General features: G+C 63.9%; 13 protein-coding genes, 1 tRNA gene and 1 pseudogene. 6 read left to right on the top strand and 9 right to left on the bottom strand.

Going from position 1 to position 19,249, the window contains the following annotated elements; genetic code table 11:
* Nucleotides 1-17: 17 nt before the first annotated feature.
* Together AAFL97_RS10725 and AAFL97_RS10720 are read left to right on the top strand one after the other, a co-directional pair.
* A tRNA-Gly gene (locus AAFL97_RS10725) sits at nucleotides 18-93 on the top strand.
* 118 nt (nucleotides 94-211) lie between these two features.
* Entirely contained in the window at nucleotides 212-1,087 is an 876-nt protein-coding gene (locus AAFL97_RS10720; RefSeq protein ID WP_341644896.1) for a hypothetical protein, read from the top strand.
* A gap of 136 nt (nucleotides 1,088-1,223) precedes the next feature.
* Here AAFL97_RS10720 and AAFL97_RS10715 read toward each other — a convergent pair whose 3' ends face one another.
* The 6 genes and pseudogenes from AAFL97_RS10715 to nosZ form a co-directional block, all read right to left on the bottom strand.
* On the bottom strand, nucleotides 1,224-1,754 hold the full coding sequence (locus AAFL97_RS10715) for a HipA domain-containing protein (RefSeq protein WP_341647139.1): 531 nt from the start codon (nucleotides 1,752-1,754) through the stop codon (nucleotides 1,224-1,226).
* Nucleotides 1,755-1,871: 117 nt separating this feature from the next.
* A complete protein-coding gene (locus AAFL97_RS10710) occupies nucleotides 1,872-2,135 on the bottom strand; it encodes a helix-turn-helix domain-containing protein (protein WP_341644895.1) in 264 nt (87 codons plus the stop codon).
* 88 nt (nucleotides 2,136-2,223) lie between these two features.
* Complete coding sequence (locus AAFL97_RS10705; RefSeq protein ID WP_341644894.1) at nucleotides 2,224-2,826, bottom strand: hypothetical protein; 603 nt, start codon at nucleotides 2,824-2,826, stop codon at nucleotides 2,224-2,226.
* Nucleotides 2,823-4,925, bottom strand: coding sequence for an aconitate hydratase (locus AAFL97_RS10700; RefSeq protein ID WP_341644893.1), 2,103 nt, complete (start codon nucleotides 4,923-4,925; stop codon nucleotides 2,823-2,825). Before AAFL97_RS10700 ends, AAFL97_RS10705 begins: the two co-directional genes overlap by 4 nt.
* 378 nt (nucleotides 4,926-5,303) lie before the next feature.
* Nucleotides 5,304-6,572, bottom strand: coding sequence for a nitrous oxide reductase family maturation protein NosD (locus tag AAFL97_RS10695; RefSeq protein ID WP_445954532.1), 1,269 nt, complete (start codon nucleotides 6,570-6,572; stop codon nucleotides 5,304-5,306).
* Between the two features lie 119 nt (nucleotides 6,573-6,691).
* Nucleotides 6,692-8,648 (bottom strand): annotated as a pseudogene (gene nosZ / locus AAFL97_RS10690) (TAT-dependent nitrous-oxide reductase).
* 483 nt (nucleotides 8,649-9,131) lie between these two features.
* Between nosZ and AAFL97_RS10685 the strand changes: the two are divergent.
* From AAFL97_RS10685 to AAFL97_RS10670, 4 genes are all read left to right on the top strand, one after another.
* Complete coding sequence (locus AAFL97_RS10685; protein WP_341644892.1) at nucleotides 9,132-10,685, top strand: phospholipase D family protein; 1,554 nt, start codon at nucleotides 9,132-9,134, stop codon at nucleotides 10,683-10,685.
* A gap of 66 nt (nucleotides 10,686-10,751) precedes the next feature.
* Nucleotides 10,752-12,695 carry a glycine betaine ABC transporter substrate-binding protein gene (locus tag AAFL97_RS10680; RefSeq protein ID WP_341644891.1) on the top strand — a complete coding sequence of 648 codons (1,944 nt, stop codon included), beginning with the start codon at nucleotides 10,752-10,754 and terminating at the stop codon, nucleotides 12,693-12,695.
* Entirely contained in the window at nucleotides 12,692-13,525 is an 834-nt protein-coding gene (locus AAFL97_RS10675; protein ID WP_341644890.1) for a quaternary amine ABC transporter ATP-binding protein, read from the top strand. Before AAFL97_RS10680 ends, AAFL97_RS10675 begins: the two co-directional genes overlap by 4 nt.
* 135 nt (nucleotides 13,526-13,660) lie before the next feature.
* Nucleotides 13,661-15,190, top strand: a complete 1,530-nt coding sequence (locus AAFL97_RS10670; RefSeq protein ID WP_341644889.1) for a catalase — start codon at nucleotides 13,661-13,663, stop codon at nucleotides 15,188-15,190.
* A gap of 98 nt (nucleotides 15,191-15,288) precedes the next feature.
* Here the strand turns inward: AAFL97_RS10670 and AAFL97_RS10665 are convergent, their stop codons facing one another.
* The 3 genes from AAFL97_RS10665 to AAFL97_RS10655 form a co-directional block, all read right to left on the bottom strand.
* Nucleotides 15,289-16,266, bottom strand: coding sequence for an arsenic resistance protein (locus AAFL97_RS10665; protein ID WP_341644888.1), 978 nt, complete (start codon nucleotides 16,264-16,266; stop codon nucleotides 15,289-15,291).
* Nucleotides 16,267-16,568: 302 nt separating this feature from the next.
* A complete protein-coding gene (locus AAFL97_RS10660; RefSeq protein WP_341644887.1) occupies nucleotides 16,569-16,970 on the bottom strand; it encodes a CstA-like transporter-associated (seleno)protein in 402 nt (133 codons plus the stop codon).
* Nucleotides 16,963-19,020, bottom strand: coding sequence for a carbon starvation CstA family protein (locus tag AAFL97_RS10655; protein ID WP_341644886.1), 2,058 nt, complete (start codon nucleotides 19,018-19,020; stop codon nucleotides 16,963-16,965). The genes AAFL97_RS10660 and AAFL97_RS10655 overlap by 8 nt, the downstream gene beginning before the upstream one ends.
* Between the last annotated feature and the right edge of the window lie 229 nt (nucleotides 19,021-19,249).

Here is a 19,249-nt window from a genome sequence, read left to right as displayed (position 1 = left end):
TGCCGGATCGTCGAAATGCGGGAATAGCTCAGTTGGTAGAGCGCAACCTTGCCAAGGTTGAGGTCGCGAGTTCGAGACTCGTTTCCCGCTCCAGAATTCAGAAAAAGCCCAAACTTCGGTTTGGGCTTTTTGCGTTTGTGCCTAGCTATTCCTAATGACTGCTTCGTAGCGATACAGGATCTGGCAAATCAACATAATAGCATGGAGACATATGACCTCAATCCCTGTGATGCGCAAAGCGACGTTCGAGCGCGACGATTTTGACGAGATGTGCCTGTTTACTGGCGTGCCGGTCAAGCGGACCAGCAAAGGAGAGCACGCCATCCCCCGCTGGTTGATCGACGACTACGAACTCAATCGTAAACGCATCGAAATGGGATGGCCGGGAAGCTTGGCAGGCATCAAGGAGTTCCGTCCACGAGCTGATCCGACTGCTAACGGCACGTTTGGTGACTTGGAGAATCGTGTTAAGCAGGGGGAGACGTCGCTTGATCTGTTGCATCTCTGGCAAAAAAAGATCTCCGTGGGCATGTCGCTCTGCCACTGGCGCATGGCGCAGAACGCACACCATCCCCTGGCGCCAGTAGACTTTGATAGGCGTCACCTGGTCTTCGCGCTCGAGGATTTCCGCAAAGACTTTAAGAAACTTTCCGACAGGCAGCCCGTACCTCGCGGCGGATCGACGCTGGTACTGCCAACTAGTGTCCCCGGCGGGTGGCTAGCGCACTTGTTTGGGGCGACGATCTATTCGGGTGCGGCGCACGATGTACTGATGCCGTTCGGCTTGGTGGCCGTCACGCACCAGGACAAACTCATCGTTTCGGTGTTCTACGACCCGGAGCGCAAGTTCGAAAACTCGCGCCTGGTGCAGGATTGGAAAACGCTAAAGCTCAATGAGTGTTCGAACGCTCCTAGAATAGCAGCCGCCCTGGCTGTCGTCTATTCCGAGTTTCTTTTCGTGGCGAGAACTGATGACCTAGACACTGAGAGAGAAAGGTTCAACACCATGCTCAAAGGAATTGGATACCAACTGGGACTGGAAATCGACCCGAACACGCAACAGTACCAACTGCGTCGTCCAACCTAGGCAGCTTGGTCGTTGTTGGTGGAGGCAGCTGTTCGGACTTCCTTGCACGAATGACTTAAGTTGGCCGATAGCAGACCCTATTTCTTACTCCGTCTTCCCAACAACTCCGACCGCCAAATCGTCTCTTGCCTACTTTCTACACCTTCTCTGGTTCCGAAAACCCAGCCTGAGCAATCGCCTCATCCAACCCTCGGAAAGCGACGAAGTTCTTCGGGCTCCGCAACGAAGCCACCCCATCATTCCACGCATGCACCATCTGCTTGGCAACGGTATGCCATCGCGACTCATTCCTGGCTGCCTCAATCACTTCCCTTCCAGCACCCACCGCAGATTCGCATAGCCGCTCCACCATCTCCGCATACTGCTTCGGCACAATACCCAATCTGGCCTTGAAAAACCGCTCCAAGGTTTTTCCCACTGCCCAGGTTTGCCGTCCGTCAACAGGTAGCCCCAGCGGATTGGCCGCATAACGCGGATACGCCTGTGTAGTAACAACGTCGTAGACCGGCGCATAAGCCACGTCTTTCAAGTCGGTGTAATACAGTGCGATGTTCTTGGCATGGCAATCGGCATTGCGCACCACGTAGTTGGTCAGCAGATGCCAGCCAAACTGCTCCATTGCGCCCGCATGACTGCGGCAGGCATGTACACACGGGTGACATTCAATACGCGCTCGACTGTCGTTGCATATTTTTCGTGGAGCGGCAGTCCTAGCAAGCTGCAGGCATCTTCATTCAGCCTCTCCAGCATCCGCATGGTGTAGAGCGCACATGCACATCGAGTTTCATGGCTCGTCGCCCCGGCGCTGCTCGGCAAGGATATCCTCAAGAGTCCGGACATAGCCCTGCTTGACAGGCTTGAGATCATAGCCTGCTGCTTCCAACAGTCGCAGCAATGCGAAAACACTCATATCGCTTTTGGCAAGCGTTTCCATATGGGCCACCGTCGTGCGAGAAACACCAGCGCGCTGTGCCAGCGCCTCCTGGCTCAAGCCGGCCTTCCGACGCACGTTACGTAACAAGTCGGCGACGTCAGCTAATGTTGTCACTGTATCCCCTAAGCGTCAGAATCTCATGTCTATGCTTAAAAATCGGCTTCAGAGGAAGACGCGCAAGACTGGTACGGAATAACCTTCCTCATGAGGCGAGCTGCCGCAGCACGTAATGCAGGATGCCGCCGTTGCTGAAGTAATCCAGTTCGTCGAGCGTGTCGATGCGCACGATGAGCGGGACGTTCTTCACCGTGCCATCTGCGAAAACGATCTCGGCATCTAGCGTCTGGCGAGGCTGGAGTGCACCGCCGAGGCCGCGAATGCTCACCCGCTCGTCGCCTTTGAGGCCGAGCGTCTGCCATGACGTGCCTTCCTCGAACACGAGCGGGAGGATGCCCATGCCGACAAGGTTGGAGCGATGGATGCGCTCGAAGCTCTGCGCGATGACGGCACGGATGCCGAGCAGTTTGCTGCCCTTGGCCGCCCAATCGCGCGAGGACCCCGTGCCGTATTCACGGCCGGCGAACACCACCAGCGGCACGCCGTCGGCCTCGTAGCGTTCGGCGGCATCGTGGATCGCCAGCCTTTCTCCCGAGGGGTGATGCACGGTCCAGCCGCCTTCGACGACATTGCCGGCCTCGTCGTGCACCATCTGGTTCTTCAGGCGGATATTGGCGAAGGTGCCGCGCACCATGACTTCGTGGTTGCCGCGGCGGGTGCCGTACTGGTTGAAATCCGGCGGACTCACGCCGTGGTCGCGCAGGTAGCGGCCGGCGGGGCTCGTCTCCTTGATCGAGCCCGCGGGCGAAATATGGTCCGTGGTGATCGAATCGAGGAAGAGACCGAGGATGCGCGCGCCAACGATGTCCTGGATCGGCTCCGGTGTCTTGGTGATGCCGTCGAAATACGGAGGGTTGCGCACGTAGGTGGATTGGGCGTCCCACTGGTAGGTGAGCCCGCCGGAGACGGTGATGCCTTTCCAGTTGTCGTCGCCCAGAACACGTCCGCGTAGCGGCGACGGAACAAGGCCTCGGAGATGTTCTGGTCGATGAATGCCTGGATCTCCCGGGAGGACGGCCAGATGTTCTTCAGGTACACCGGCTGGCCGTCGAGGCCCGTGCCGAGCGGCTCGGTCGTGAGATCGATCTGCATCGATCCGGCGAGCGCATAGGCCACCACGAGCGGCGGAGAAGCGAGGTAGTTGGCGCGCACGTCGGGATTGATGCGGCCCTCGAAGTTGCGATTGCCCGATAGCACGGCAGCCGCGACGATGCCGTTGTCGTTGATCGCGCGCGAGATTTCCGCGGCGAGCGGACCGGAGTTGCCGATGCACGTCGTACAGCCGTAGGCGACGCTGTTGAAGCCGAGCGCGTCGAGGCTCTTCTGCAGGCCGGATTTCTCCAGGTATTCGCCGGCGACCTGCGATCCTGGGGCGAGCGAGGTCTTCACCCACGGCTTCACCTTCAGGCCCTTGGCCACCGCGTTACGGGCCAGCAGCCCGGCGCCGATCATCACGCTGGGGTTCGAGGTGTTGGTGCAGGAGGTGATGGCGGCGATCACCACGTCGCCGTGGCCGAGATCGAAGGGCTTGCCCTCGACCGCGTAGCGCGCGGCGAGGTCGGCGGCCTTCTTGAACTCGGTTTCCATCGCGTCCACGAAGCCCTGCTTGGCGGCCGAGAGCAGGATGCGGTCCTGCGGGCGCTTGGGGCCGGCCAGAGACGGCAGCACGTCGCCAAGGTCGAGCGAGAGCGCGTCGGTGAATTCCGGGTCGGGCGTCTCGGCCGTGCGGAAGATGCCCTGCGCTCTGGCATAGGCCTCGACCAGCGCCACGCGCTCCTCGGCGCGGCCGGTCTTGCGCAGGTAGCGCAGCGTCGCCTCGTCGATGGGGAAGAAACCGCAGGTCGCGCCGTATTCGGGCGCCATGTTGCCGATGGTGGCGCGGTCCTCGATGCTCAGCGCGTCGAGCCCCGGGCCGTAGAACTCCACGAACTTGCCGACCACGCCCTTCCTGCGCAGCATCTGGGTCACGGTCAGCACCAGGTCGGTGGCCGTCACACCCTCCATCAGCCGGCCGGAGAGCTTGAAACCAATGACCTCGGGTATCAGCATGGACAGCGGCTGGCCGAGCATGGCCGCCTCCGCCTCGATGCCGCCGACGCCCCAGCCCAGCACGGAAAGGCCGTTGACCATGGTGGTGTGCGAATCGGTGCCGACCAGCGAATCGGGATAGGCGACGGTTTCGCCGCCCTCGCTGCGGGTCCACACCGTCTGCGACAGGTACTCCAGATTCACCTGGTGGCAGATGCCGGTGCCGGGCGGAACGACGCGGAAGTTGTCGAATGCGTCCTGACCCCAGCGCAGGAAGCGGTAGCGCTCGCCGTTGCGCTGGTATTCCTTTTCCACGTTGTGGCGGTAGGCAAGCGAGGTGCCGAATTCATCGACGATCACCGAGTGGTCGATGACCAGATCGACGGGCACCTGCGGGTTGATCTTCTTCGGGTCGCCCCCGAGCAGACCGATGGCGTCGCGCATGGCCGCCAGATCGACGACGGCAGGCACGCCGGTGAAATCCTGCATGAGCACGCGGGCGGGGCGGAAGGCGATTTCCTTCTCCAGCCGCCCCTTGTCGTTCAGCCAGTCGGCCACGGCGAGGATGTCGGTACGCCGCACGGTGCGTCCGTCCTCGAAGCGCAGCAGGTTTTCGAGCAGGACACGCATCGAGAACGGCAGGCGCGATGCGCCTGCAAGGCCGTTTCTTTCCGCCTCCGGAATCGAGAAGTAGGTATAGGACTGGTCGCCGACCTGGAGGCGGCTGCGGGATCGGAAGCTATCGTGGGAGCTCGTCATGGCATGATCCTTTTGGGGGTATGGCATGTTGTGGACGCAGCGGCTCTGGCGGTCGGCCTGCGGCGATCACGGCCATCGTGCTGACCGATGCGATCCTGAGTGGCGCCAGCAGCCTCTGGTATTCGAGTGTCCAGTCCGCCGGCAGTTCGCCGAGGGTGTGCAGCACCTTGGCGACACCGGACAGGAGTGCTGTCGTTCATCGCCACATTCCTTGTGGCGGAACGGCTGGCAAAAACGAGTGTGCTTGCCAGCATCCGAGCTGTGGGAAGAAACCGGCGGGGAGCCGTCCGGCATCAGGGAGCAGCAACGCAGGCGCGGCTCGCGCCGAGGCGGAAACGCCAGGCGGCGATCACCGCGCGAGGCGTGTTGCAAGCAGTCTCATTCGGAGCGGGGGAAATATCGGCCACGCCATTGGCTCCAGTCGGGGTTGTGCGGCTGCATCTGCGGCTTGGGGTCGACGATGCTGGGCGCACGCAGCAGCGGGAACTGCTGGCCGACCAGGCGCAGCGTCTGCACCGCGGGGCTGGCCAGCAGCAGCTTCATCATCGGGTGGCGCCAGGACAGGCGGTCCACCATGTCGTTGGCCTCGTACTGGACGTCGCCCGCGCCGTCGCCGTCGCGGTCCCAGCCGAGGTAGTTGCTCCAGTGGTTGCCCTGCTGTTCGCCCCACACCATGTCGCGGGCGCCGACGTAGCGCACCTGCTCGCGGTTGGCGATGAAGTCGTTGCCTTCCACTTTGTTGTTCTTCGAGCCCGCCCACAGGTGGATGCCGACGCGGTTGTCGATCACCGAGTTGCCGCGCAGCTCGTTGTACTCGGCGTCGTAGATGAAGAAGCCGCGCTGGTTGCCGGCGACGACGTTGTGCTCGATCACCGAGTCCTGGATGGTGCGCAGCATGATGCCGTGGTCCGAGTTGGCCCAGGCGCGGTTGTTGCGCACGGTCAGGCGGCGCACTTCCATCAGCGCCAGGCCGCCGCGGTTCATCCAGCTGTCGTTGCCTTCCCAGACGTTGTCGTAGGCGTTCATGTAGTGCGTGCCGTAGCGGCTGTGGTGCAGGCGGTTGTCGCGGAACAGGGCGTCGTGCGAGACATCGACGTAGAGCGCATCACGCACGAAGCTGATGTTGTTGCCGATGATGCGCGCGCGGCGCGTGTTGTAGAGCTGGATGCCGTTGCCACGGCGGGGCGAATCGAAGTCACGCTTGCCGGTGATCAGGTTGTTCTCGATCAGCACGTCGTTGGCTTTCTCGATCCACAGCCCGAACAGCGTGTAGGAGAAATCGCAGTTGCGTACCACCGCCTTGTGCGAGCCGGGGTAGATGTAGACGCCGGCGTGCTGGTACAGGGTGTCGCCGCCGGAGTTGGCGATGATCAGGCCTTCGATGGTGACGTCCTCGGCCTTGACGCTGATGGTGTTTTCCTTCAGCTCGCCGTCGATCGTCGGGCGCTCGATGCCGCGCAGGGTCAGCGGTTTGTCGATCAGCAAGTGGCCGAAATAGCGCGCACGCTCGACTTCGATGGTGTCGCCCGGTGCGGCGCGGTCGATCGCGGCCTGGATGGATTCGCCTGCTTTGACCCGCCAGACTTCGGCCGCGGCCGCTGGTGCAGCGAGCATCGGAAGCAGGTTGGCAGCGAACAGCACCGCCATTGCGATGCTCCGCAGGGCGGTAAGAGGCTCCATGATGCGCTCCATGTCGGGAAGTCGGCGGGTAAAAGCAATCGAGGGGCTTGCCGCCCCTCGATTCAGGCCAGGCAGCGCTGGTGGCGTTACGGACGCACGATCATGCGCGTGCGCATCTCCAGGTGCAGGGCGTGGCAGAAGTGCGTGCAGTAGCACCAGAACACGCCTGGCTTGTCGGCGGTGAAGGTGACCGACTTGGTTTCCAGCGGATTGACGGTGAAGTTGATGTCGTATTTCGGCATCGCCCAGCCGTGCGTCAGATCCTCCACCTTGTCGAGGTTGGTCAGGATGATGGTGACTTCATCGCCGACGTTTACTTCGAATTCGCGCAGGGAGTAAGCCGGCGCCATCGAGGCAATCTTGACCGTGACCTTGTTGCCGTCACGGAACACACCGGAATCCTTCGGGATCCTTCACCGCGAGCGGATGGGCGTCCAGTACGCCGACCTGGCGGGTATTGATGATGTCGCGCCGGACGATGACGAAATCGTGCGGCTCAGGATGCACCGGGTGGTCGGCCAGCAGCACCATCTTTTCGCCGCGGATGTCGATCAACTGCTCGTTTTCCGGGTGCATCGGGCCGACCGGGAGGAAGCGGTCCTTGGAGAACTTGCAGCCCACCGCGAGGAACTGGCCGTCGGCCTCGCGGGTTTCGCCCATCGAGGAATTGATGTGGCCCGGCTGGTAATGCACGTCGATGCGGTCGACCACGCTCTGCACGGACTTGTCGCCGGCAGAGAACTGGATCGCCTTCTCGATGTTCCACTTGACCACCTGGCTGTCGAGGAACAGCGTGGTGAAGGCGTTGCCGCGGCCGTCGAAGGTGGTGTGCAGGGGGCCGAGACCGACTTCGACTTCGGCGACCACCGCCTTGCGGATGTCGTCGAGCTTGCCGTCGAACCATTCGGCGACCTTGCTCAACTCGATCACGGTGCAGGTGGGCGACAGCTTGCCCGAGCAGATGAAGTACTTGCCGTCCGGGCTGGCATTGACGCCGTGCGGGTTCTTGGGCACCGGGACGTAGCCGGCCAGCGCGGTGGCCGCATCGGTGTTGGCAGCCCTGGTGCCGTCCACCACCGGTACCCTGGAGTCGCCGATGGTGGTGAACTTGCCGTCCTTGATCGCCTGCTCGACGCGGCCCACGTCCAGGAACACGCAGGCGTCCATTTCGGCCGACATCATGTCTTCGTAATGCGCGCCGCCTTCGGTGTTGTACTGGTTCGAGGCGGCGAAGCGGCCGTCGTATGACGTCGCCACGAGGTCCATGTTGCCGTCGACCTTCGCTTGCCAGCGGACCTCCATGGTTTCGGCATCGACGCAGGTGAACAGGCAGAAGTACTTCGTCGGGTCGTCCAGGTCGCGGCCGTCGTTGGGTTGCGGAATGTGGAACTCATTGCCGCAGAACACGCGGGTGGTGTGGTTGATCGCAGGATCGACCGGGTCGCGCTTGTCCGGGAAGATGCCGTGGAAGCCCTGGATGTTGGGCAGCTCGGTGATCGCGTCGCACTCGAAGACGTCGCCGCGGATACGGGCCAGGCGGCCGTGGATCTTGTCGTTGACCCAGAAATACTTGCCGTTGAAGGTGCCGTTGGTGTACGAACCGTGGATGTGGTGCGTGTCGCCCGTCATGTACTTCGGGCGCCCGTCGGGGCGGGTGCCGATGACCTTCTTCGACTCGTTGGTGATGCCCCAGCCGCTCATGCAGTCGATGTTGAAGGTCGGGATGCGCTTGATCTCCCGGCCCGAGGGCAGGCCGAGAATGCGGCATTCGCCCGAGTGGCCGCCGGACCAGACGCCGTAGTAAGTATCGAGTTCGCCCGGCTGCATGTGCAGGTGCATGTCGCTTGCGGCGGCTGCCGGCACGCCGGAGGGGGCCGCTGCAGATGGCGCAGCGGGTGCGGGAGCCGTTTCATTGTTGCAGGCCGACAGGCCGACCGACAGGCCGGCACCGGCCAGGCCGGCGAAGGCAGCGGTGTTCAGGAACTTGCGGCGGCTCGGATCCGGCATCGCATCGGCCGGGTTCATCTTCATCTCTTCGTTCATGATCATCTCGCTCCCTTTCTGGCTTGATCGACGCTCGTCCAGGCATCCGGCTCATGGGCCTGGCTACCGCCCGCATGACTGCCATGACAAACGTTTCGTGGCAGTTCCTTGCAGATGCACTTTAGGGCTGCCGGGGAGGGCGAGACTTGATATATGTTAAAAGATGATTATATTGCCATGTTCAAATATTTATTCAGGCAGTGGAGCAGGAAGGAAAACTCCGCGGTATGCCGGACAGCTTGAACGGCAGAAGCGCGTTCCCTCGAGCGACCATCCCGGAATCCACATGCGCTATGCGTACATCTTGCGCGAGCAGGCTCGGGCGCTACAATTCCCGTTGCTGCCGGACCCGGCTCGGCGTACGGGCTGTTGCTGACCGGGCGCGACCGGCCTTCTGTTCCTCGGAGCCTCGAAAGTGTCCATTCCAGCGGGGCTGAATCCTCGTGTGCCCATCCGTTCCGGGCACCGTACTGAAGGATGGCCATGATCCGGTTCATCGTCCTTGCCTGTCTGTGCTTCGTCGCGGCCTCGATGCTTGCGACCTGGCTGTATGGCGCCTTCGCAACCCGCGTCCAGGGAGAGCTCTCCCGGGCGCTGCCGGTCGAGGGCGGGCAGACGCTGCTCGACCGGCAGATCGGCGCCGCGACGGACGCGCACCCGGGCGAAAACGGCCTGGTCCTGCTGGCCGAGAACCTCGACGCCTTTGCCGCGCGCGGCCTTTCGGCCCGCAAGGCCGAGCGTTCGCTCGATCTGATGTACTACATCTGGCATGAGGACCTGACCGGCCGGCTTCTCCTTGCCGAGGCGCTTGCCGCGGCCGGGCGCGGCGTGCGGGTGCGGATCCTGATCGACGACATCGGCACCAGCCACACCTGGGACGCGATGATCGCGATGGCGCACCATCCGCAGATCGAGATCCGCATCTTCAACCCGACCCGGGCGCGGGAGGGCAGCCTGCGACGCGGCATCGAAATGGCGCTGCGGGCATTCAGCGTGACGCGGCGGATGCACAACAAGGCCTGGATCGTCGATGGGCGCATCGCGATCCTGGGCGGGCGCAACATCGGCGACGAGTATTTCGATGCGGCCGAAGAGACCAATTTCCGCGACATGGACGTACTGGTGATGGGGCCTGCCGTCGCTCAGGCGGAAACGATCTTCGACGACTACTGGAACAGCGGCGTGGCGCTGCCGATCGACAGGCTCTCGCCCGTGCAAGACCCCAGTGCCGCACTGGAACGGATTGCCCCGGGATTGAGCGGCACCGCCGATGAGGCCGCTGCCCGCCCATACCTGCAGCGCCTCGTCGAACGGCTCTCGCTGCTCGACCCCGAGGCGGAGCAGCCCCATTGGACGGCAAGCGCGCGGATCATCGCCGATCCGCCGCAGAAGGCGCTTGGCAGGGATGGCGAGAACTGGCTGATGCACGAGCTGCGGCCGGTATTCGAGAGCGCGCGCGAACGGCTCGAGATCACCTCGCCCTATTTCATTCCCGGAGAGCAGGGCACGGCGATACTCGCCGCCATTGCCGCAAAGGGGGTTTCGGTTTCGGTCCTGACCAATTCCCTGGCCGCGACCGATGTGGCTGCGGTCCATGGCGGCTATGCGCGCTACCGTGTCCCGCTGCTCGAGGCGGGCATCAGGCTCTGGGAACTGCGCCCCGAGGATCAGGACAAGGATTTCTCCCTGCGCGGGTCGAGCGGTGCAAGCCTGCATACCAAGACCTTCAGTGCCGACGGGCGCATGGGCTTCATCGGCTCGATGAATCTCGATCCGCGCTCGACTTCGCTCAACACCGAGATGGGCGTGCTGTTCGATTCCGCGACGCTGGTGGCGAAGATGGCGGCAGTCTGGCAGCGCGAAACCGCGCCTTCGCGCAGCTACGAGGTCCGTCTGAAGCCGGAAGGCAGGCTGGAATGGAGCGCAGCAGGCCAGAACGGGGAGATCGTCCGCTACGGCCGGGAGCCCGAAACTTCGCTGCTGCGGCGGCTTGCCGCGCGAATCATCGGCATGCTGCCGCTGGAGTCGCAGCTTTGAACCGTGGATGACGGCTGCGGCAAGCATTCGCCGGCTGTGCAGGAGGCAGAAAGGGAGTCAGTCCGAATGGGAAAATTGCTGCGTACGCTTGCGTTCGCATCCATGTGCCTGGCCTTCATGCTGCCGTTGGCGGCGAAGGGGCAGGCGGCGCCCTGCAATGCCGGGCAGGCGGTCAGGCTGGCTGACCTGAACTGGGAAAGCGCTTCATTCACCACGCATGTCGTCCGCCGGATACTCGCCTCGGGCTACGGCTGCGCGACGGAGATCGTGCCCGGTGCGTCGGCTGCCATCGAGTCGGCCCTGGCCCAGGACGATCTGCAGATCATCGCGGAAATATGGTCCGGCAGGTCGTCCATCATCGAAGAAGCGATCCGGCAGGGAAAGATCGAAGTCGTGGGCGATACCCTGGCCGGCGGCGCGGAGCAGGGCTGGTATGTGCCCGATTTTCTGGTTCATGGCGACGCCGGGCGGGGGATCGAGGCACTGGCGCCCGATCTGCGCAACTGGCGTGATCTGCCGCGATACAAGTCGCTCTTCACCGATCCTGAAGACCCCGGCAAGGGGCGTTTTCTCAACTGCCCGTCGGGCTGGGTCTGCGAAGCGACCAACAGCCGGCTGCTGCGCCTGCATGGCCTGGAAGAGCACTACACCAACTTTCGTGCCGGTACCGGCGCCGCGCTGGATGCGGCCATCAGCTCGGCCTACGACAGGGGACGGCCGATCCTATTCTACTACTGGCAGCCCGCGGGGTTGATGGCCAAGTACAAGTTCCACCGGATAGAGCAGGACTCTTTCGACCAGAAATGCTGGGACGCCATCGTCAGCGGCGACGGCGAGCTCTGCTCCTCCGACTTCCTGCGGGCGCGGCTCTCGGTGGCCGTGTCCGCGCCCTTCGCCGACCGAAACCCGGACCTGGTGGCCTTTTTCGAAAAGCTCCAGTTCGAACCGGCGCTGATGAACCGCATGATTCTGGAAATGACCGAAGCCCGCAGGAGCGGCGAGGCCATGGCCGACCGGTTCCTGCGCGAGCATCCCGACGTATGGCGAGCCTGGCTGCCGCAGGAGGTGGGCGCGCGCGTCGCCGCAGCGCTGGCGCCGGCCGGTATGCCCGAGATTGCCGGAGTGGCACCGGCCAGCCACGGCATCTTCCCGGACTGGTCCGCTTCCGATCTCGTAAACAGGCAGCTCATGGGCATGGTCAAGGAATACGGCGGCGTGTTCCGCCGGGTCAGCGACTTCATGCTGGCCGGCGTGCTGCTGCCGGTCGAGCGCCTGATGCTGGCGATCCCGCCCTGGGGCTTCCTGCTGCTGGTCGCCGCGCTGTCCTGGCATGCCACGCGAAAGCCCGTGGCGGCGGTGCTGTATCCGGCCTGCCTGTACCTGGTCGGCGCCATGGGCCTGTGGGACAAGCTCATACAGACGTTCGCCCTGGTTTTGGCATCGACGCTGGTGTCCATCGTCATCGGCATACCCTTGGGCATCCTCGCCGCGCGCAGCCGCTTCCTGCGCAGGGTGCTGGCTCCGGTGCTGGACGTCATGCAGACCCTGCCGAGCTTCGTGTACCTGATTCCGGTGCTGATGCTGTTCGGCCTGGGCAAGGTGCCGGCCCTGTTCGCCACCATCATCTATGCGGTGCCGCCGCTCATCCGCCTGACCACGCTCGGCTTGCGCCAGGTCGATCCCGACGTCGTCGAAGCGGCGCAGGCCTTCGGCGTCACCCGCTGGCAGATGCTGACCAAGGTCACGCTCCCGCTGGCGCGGCCGAGCATCATGGCGGGGATCAACCAGACCACCATGATGGCGCTGGCCATGGTGGTGGTGGCGTCGATGATCGGCGCGCGCGGCCTGGGCGAGGACGTACTGGCGGGCATCCAGACGCTGGATGTGGGCCGCGGCCTGCAGGCGGGGGTGGCCATCGTGATCCTGGCCATCGTCATAGACCGGATCACCCAGGCCTACGGACAGCCGCGCCGGCAGCGCGCCGCCACGTCGGAGGAGAAGCCGCGATGAGCGAGGCCAAGATAGAGATACGCGACGTGTACAAGGTTTTCGGCCCCCGCGAAGGCGGGCCGCAGGAGGCCAGGGCGGTCGAGCTCCTGCGCCAGGGCTGCGACAAGGCCAGTGTCCAGGCCGAGACCGGCTGCAACGTGGGTCTGGCCGGGGTCAGCGCCACGCTCGCCGCGGGGCAGATATCCTGCATCATGGGCTTGTCGGGATCGGGCAAGTCCACCCTGGTCCGGCATCTGAATCGGCTGATCGACCCTTCGGCCGGGCAGATCCTGATCGACGGCAGCAACATCCTGGACTTGAGCATGGCCGACCTGCGCGAACTGCGCCGGCACCGCGTCAGCATGGTGTTTCAGAATTTCGGCCTGCTGCCGCACGTCAACGTCATCGACAACGTGGCCTTCGGCCTCGATGTCCGCGGCGAAAACCAGGCGCAAGCGCGCAAGAAGGCGGCCGTCTGGCTGGAGCGGGTGGGGCTGCTCGGTTATGAAAACAACTACCCCGACGAGCTGTCGGGAGGCATGCGCCAGCGAGTCGGGCTGGCGCGCGCGCTGGCGATCGACGCCGACATCCTGCTGATGGACGAAGCTTTTTCGGCGCTGGACCCGCTGATACGCCGGGACATGCAGGACCAGATGCTGGCCCTGCAGCAGCACCTGCAGAAGACCATCGTCTTCATCACGCACGACATCGACGAAGCCCTGCGCCTGGGCCGATACATCGTCATCCTGCGCGACGGCAAGGTGGAGCAGATGGGCAGCCCGGACGACATCCGCAACCATCCGGCCAATGAGTATGTCGAAAGATTCATGGTGCGGCGCTCGGCAGCCTGAGTGACGACAGCCCGATCACTGCGCCTATGACATCGATAGAAACTATTAAATTTCGTTGTTTGAATAATTTTCATAAAATTCAAACACCCATTCAGACAATGGGGTCTATCGACTAACCAGCAGCAGGAGTTCGCCATGAATGACGATACCAAGAAGTGTCCCGTGACCCAGCTGACGACCGCTTTCGGTGCCCCAGTCGTCACCAACCGCGACAGCCTCACTGCCGGTCCGCGCGGTCCCTTGCTGGCGCAGGACGTGTGGCTCAACGAAAAACTCGCCAACTTCGTGCGCGAGATCGTTCCCGAGCGCCGCATGCATGCCAAGGGTTCGGGCGCCTTCGGCACCTTCACGGTGACCAAGGACATCACCTGTTACACCCGGGCCAAGATCTTCAGCGAAGTCGGCAAGAAAACCGAAATGTTCGCCCGCTTCACCACCGTGGCCGGTGAGCGTGGCGCCGCCGACGCCGAGCGCGACATCCGCGGCTTCGCCCTCAAGTTCTATACCGAGGAAGGCAACTGGGACATGGTCGGCAACAACACGCCGGTGTTCTTCGTCCGCGATCCGCGCCAGTTCCCCGACCTGAACAAGGCCGTCAAGCGCGACCCGCGCACCAACATGCGCAGCGCCACCAACAACTGGGACTACTGGACGCTGCTGCCCGAGGCGCTGCACCAGGTCACCGTGGTCATGAGCGACCGCGGCATCCCCGCCAGCTACCGCCACATGCATGGCTTCAGTTCGCACACCTACAGCTTCTGGAACGCGAAAGGCGAGCGCTTCTGGATCAAGATGCACTTCAGGACCCAGCAGGGCATCAAGAACCTGACCGACGCCGAGGCCGGAGAGCTTGTCGGCAAGGACCGCGAAAGCCACCAGCGCGACCTGTACGAGGCCATCGAGCGTGGCGACTTCCCAAAGTGGACGATGTACATCCAGGTCATGCCCGAGGCCGATGCGGAGAAATACCGCCTGCACCCCTTCGACCTGACCAAGGTCTGGTACAAGGGCGACTACCCGCTGATCGAAGTGGGCGAGTTCGAACTGAACAAGAATCCGGAAAACTTCTTCGCCGACGTCGAGCAGAGCGCCTTCTCGCCGTCCAACCTGGTGCCCGGCATCGGCGCCAGCCCGGACCGGATGCTGCAGGCCCGCCTGTTCAACTACGCGGATGCGCAGCGCTACCGCCTGGGCGTGAATCACCACCAGATCCCGGTCAACCGGGCACGCTGCCCGGTGCATAGCAACCACCGCGACGGCGAAGGCCGGGTGGATGGCAACTACGGCGGCCTGCCGCACTACGAACCCAACAGCTTCGGCCAATGGCAGGCGCAACCGGAGTTCGAGGAGCCGCCGCTGCGCCTGACCGGCGAAGCCAAGTACTGGTCCTACCACCAGGACGACGACAACTACTTCGAGCAGCCGCGCAAGCTGTTCCAACTGATGACGCCGGCGCAGCAGGAGGCCCTGTTCGGCAACACCGGCCGCGCCATGGGTGATGCACCGGAGTTCATCAAGTTCCGCCACATCCGCAACTGCCATGCGGCGGACCCGGCCTATGGCGCCGGCGTGGCCAAGGCGCTCGGTATCGACCTGGAGAAGGCGCTGGCCTCCAAGCAGGACGACCCGATGTACGGCAACCCGCTGGTGCCGCTGCCTGCCTGACGTGAATCGGGTCATGTCCGGCACCGGAAGGTGCCGGGCGGCAGTGGGTTTGATGCGACGAGGGGCTTGTGGGCGGCGATTGCTGCCCGCAAGCCTCTTTAACGTTTGGGTGTCGAAACCGGACCCAGACGCGGCAGTAGCTTCACGTAGAGCAGTTCACTGACGAGTTCCACCAGTGTCTGCGCGACGATCACCGCCGGTATCAAGGGAAGGGCGCCCGGAATCGCCAGCCCCAGCGGCAGCACGACCAGCGAGTTGCGGGTGGCGCTGCTGAAGGCGACTGCCCGCCCCTGATCCGCCGGCAGCCGCCAGCCGCGCGCCACCGTCCAGCCCAGTAACGGCGAGACGACGGCAAAAGCGATGTAGACCGGTACGACCGCGCGAACCGCATCCAGCGCCAGGCCGAGCTGGGGCGTCACGGCCGCGACGACGACGAACAGCACCGCCGCGGTGGCGGGCACGGGGAACAGCCCCAGCAGGGACGCCGCTTTCGCGCCCGTTTCGGTGCGGGCGGCCCATGCCTGGCAGGCGGCGGCAAGCGCCAGCGGCACTGCGATCAGCCAGGTGAAAGCATGCAGGAAGGGCTCCCATTGCACGACCCGGGCCGCGCCCTCACCGAGAAACAGCCCCAGGAAAACCGGTAGCAGCAGCATCTGAGTGGCCAGCAGCACCGGCGTGGATGCCAGCAGTGCCCGGGCATCGGCACGGCCGAGATGGGCGAAGGTCACCACATAGTCGATGCACGGCGCCAGCAGCACCAGCAAGGCGCCGGTGCGCAGCAGCGGATCGTCCGGCAGCCAGTTCATCAGCACCGCCGCCAGTATCGGCACGACGATGAAGTTCGCCGTCAGCAAGGCGCCGAGGAAGCGCACGTTCGCCAAGGCTTGGCGCAGCTCGATCAAGGGCATCTGCAGGAAGGTGACGAACAGCATGAAGGCGAGCAGGGGATCGATCGCCGGCGCCAGTGCCGCGGTGCCCGGCAGCAGCCATGCCAGCGCGGCAGCGAGCAACACGGCGAGGAAATAGATGGCAACCTGCCGGGATTCGAGTCGTTCCCGCAGCGCGGCAGCAGACATGTCGATCAATCCTGAAGATCGGCACCATGGCAGATCCGGCCATGGGGGTTGGCAGCCTTGGGCGGACAGTGGCTGCCGGACGGGAAGGAGCCACGCCGAAGATGATGAAATCGTCGAGCGATTCTACCCGCGTCTTCTCCACTGGCCGATGGCCTTCCGGTATCAGCACGGAGGAAGCCGAGCTTGTTTAATGGCGTCAACGACTTGAACCGCTTGGTGCCGACACCCGTATGTCGGGTGATGTGAGATAGGATCGGTCAGCTAAGCTGACCGATCCTATCTTGATCGCCGTTGCGCTGCCTTCAGCAGGGGCATCGGCTGCTGCCGCGCTCGGCGCTGGGATAGCGCGCCTCCAGGCAGTAGCGGTAGAACTCCTCGCGGGTGAAGGGCGTCGCCTCCGGGTGGAGCGAGCGCATGTGGTCCAGATAGTACTCGTAGTCGTGGATGCCGATCACGAGACGGCAGGTCTGCACCACTTTGCGCGCGGCGTCGCGCAGGCCCGACAGCCAGTTCGAGCCCAGGCTGTAGCGTTCGAACTCGGTTTCGGACATCGGCACCGCATCCGCCTGCTGCGCGCGCGTCTCGGCGACGTAGCGCGCATAGGCGTCGTCCAGCCCCGCTTCCGCCGCGGCCGCTCCAGCCGCGGCCGGCGCCTCGGCGGCGCCGGCCGGCTTGCGGCCGGTGAGGTAGGAAAGATCAAGCACGGGCGGGCTCGGACTGGTAGGCCGGCGCCACTTCGTTCGCCGTCGGCGTGGTGCTGGCGAGCGCCTTGCGGATGTTGATGACCACCGCCACCAGCATCACCACCGCCACGATCATGAAGAAAGCGCACAGCGCCGCGTTGATCTGGTTGTTGAAGGCGACGCGGCTCATCTCCTCGATGCTCCTGGCCGGTGCCAGAATGGTGCCCTGGGCCGCAGCTTCGTTGAAGCGGTTGGCCAGCGCGAGGAAACCGACCTTCGGATCCGGGCTGAAGATCTTCAGCCAGCCGGCGGTCATCGTGGTGATCAGCAGGAACACCGTCGGCACCACCGTCACCCAGGCGTAGCGCTCCTTCTTCATCTTGAACAGCACCGCGGTGCCCAGCAGCAGTGCCATCGCGGCGAGCATCTGGTTGCCGATGCCGAACAGCGGCCACAGCGTGTTGATGCCGCCCAGCGGATCGACCGTGCCCTGATAGACGAAGTAGCCCCAGCCCGACACCGCCACCGCCGTGCCGAGCAGGTTGCCGGCCAGGCTGCGGGTCTGGCTCATGCCGGGGATGAAGGTGCCGGCCAGATCCTGCACCATGAAGCGGCAGGCACGCGTGCCGGCATCGACCGCGGTGAGGATGAACAGCGCTTCGAACAGGATCGCGAAGTGATACCAGAACGCCATCATCGCCTTGCTGTTGAACAGGTCGGTAATGATCACCGCCATGCCCACGGCGAAGGTCGGCGCACCGCCGGCGCGCGACAGGATGCTGTGCTCACCGACGTCCTTGGCCATCTGGGCGAGGATTTCCGGCGTCACCGTGAAGCCCCAGCCGTTGATCACCTGCGCCGCGGATTCGACCGTGGTGCCGATGACGGCGGCCGGCGAGTTCAGCGCGAAGTAGATGCCCGGGTCGAGGATCGTGGCGCAGATCATCGCCATGATGGCGACCAGCGACTCGCCGATCATCGCGCCGTAGCCGATCACGCGCATGTGCGATTCACGCTCGACCAGCTTGGGCGTGGTGCCCGAGGACACCAGCGCATGGAAGCCGGAGATCGCGCCGCAGGCGATGGTGATGAACAGGAAGGGGAACAGGCTGCCGGAGAACACCGGGCCGGAACCGTCGACGAACTGGGTCATCGCCGGCATCTTCAGGTCGGGCAGCGACACCAGGATGCCGATCGCCAGGCCGATGATCACGCCCAGCTTCAGGAAGGTCGACAGGTAGTCGCGCGGCGCCAGCAGCAGCCACACCGGCAGCACCGAGGCGACGAAGCCGTAGATCACCAGCGCCAGCGTCAGCTGCGGGCCGGTCATGGTGAAGAACGGGCCCCAGTACTCGTGGTGGGCGATGTCCTCGCCGAAGATGATCGCGGCCATCATCAGCACGAAGCCGATCACCGAGATTTCGGCGATGCGGCCCGGACGGATGAAGCGCATGTAGACGCCCATGAAGATCGCAATCGGGATCGTCGCGGCGATGGTGAAGGTGCCCCACGGGCTTTCGGCCAGCGCCTTGACCACCACCAGCGCCAGCGCCGACAGGATGATGATCATCACCCCCAGCGTGCCCAGCATGACGATCACGCCGGCGAAGGAACCGAGCTCCTGCTTGGCCATCTCGCCCAGCGAACGGCCGTCGCGGCGGGCCGAGATGAACAGCACGAGGAAATCCTGCACCGCGCCGGCCAGCATCACGCCGACCAGGATCCAGATGGTGCCGGGCAGGAAGCCCATCTGCGCCGCCAGGATCGGGCCGACCAGCGGACCGGCGCCGGCGATCGCGGCGAAGTGGTGGCCGAACAGCACCCACTTGTTGGTCGGCACGTAGTCCAGGCCGTCGTTGCGCCGCACGGCCGGCGTCATGCGCCGGTCATCGAGTTCGAACACCTTCTCGGCGATGAACTTGCTGTAGAAGCGATAGGCGATGGAATAGCACGACAGTGCCGCCAGGATCAGCCATGCTGCATTCACATGTTCGCCCCGGCTCAGGGCAAGCATGGCAAAGCCGGCCGCCCCGACCAGGGCGACGATCAACCACACCAGTTTGGATATCACGTCAGATCTCCGAAAAGCGCAGCGGCATCCAGCATGGGCCGATCGATTTCCGGCTTGGCATGGGGCGTCGACGTCATGGGGCCACTGCTTGGGAAAGTTATGCTTATAACTGCCGCGATTACTTGGAAAGATTTGCAACCACTTGCTTGATGTTTTTCCTGCATGGAGAATTTAGGGGAGCAGCCTTTCCATCGCTATCAGCGCTGCTCCCTACGCACTACTACGCAAA

The organism is Thauera sp. SDU_THAU2, assembly GCF_038260575.1.
Lineage (GTDB): Bacteria > Pseudomonadota > Gammaproteobacteria > Burkholderiales > Rhodocyclaceae > Thauera.
This window is presented reverse-complemented; position numbering and strand designations above follow the sequence as displayed.

Bases quoted from the DNA above. Each gene is read 5' to 3' on its own strand.
- AAFL97_RS10665 (WP_341644888.1), bottom strand. From the start codon at position 16,266: ATGTCTGCTGCCGCGCTGCGGGAACGACTCGAATCCCGGCAGGTTGCC.
- AAFL97_RS10670 (WP_341644889.1), top strand. From the start codon at position 13,661: ATGAATGACGATACCAAGAAGTGTCCCGTGACCCAGCTGACGACCGCT.
- AAFL97_RS10700 (WP_341644893.1), bottom strand. From the start codon at position 4,925: ATGACGAGCTCCCACGATAGCTTCCGATCCCGCAGCCGCCTCCAGGTC.
- AAFL97_RS10680 (WP_341644891.1), top strand. From the start codon at position 10,752: ATGGGAAAATTGCTGCGTACGCTTGCGTTCGCATCCATGTGCCTGGCC.
- AAFL97_RS10695 (WP_445954532.1), bottom strand. From the start codon at position 6,572: ATGGCGGTGCTGTTCGCTGCCAACCTGCTTCCGATGCTCGCTGCACCA.
- AAFL97_RS10675 (WP_341644890.1), top strand. From the start codon at position 12,692: ATGAGCGAGGCCAAGATAGAGATACGCGACGTGTACAAGGTTTTCGGC.
- AAFL97_RS10685 (WP_341644892.1), top strand. From the start codon at position 9,132: ATGATCCGGTTCATCGTCCTTGCCTGTCTGTGCTTCGTCGCGGCCTCG.
- AAFL97_RS10720 (WP_341644896.1), top strand. From the start codon at position 212: ATGACCTCAATCCCTGTGATGCGCAAAGCGACGTTCGAGCGCGACGAT.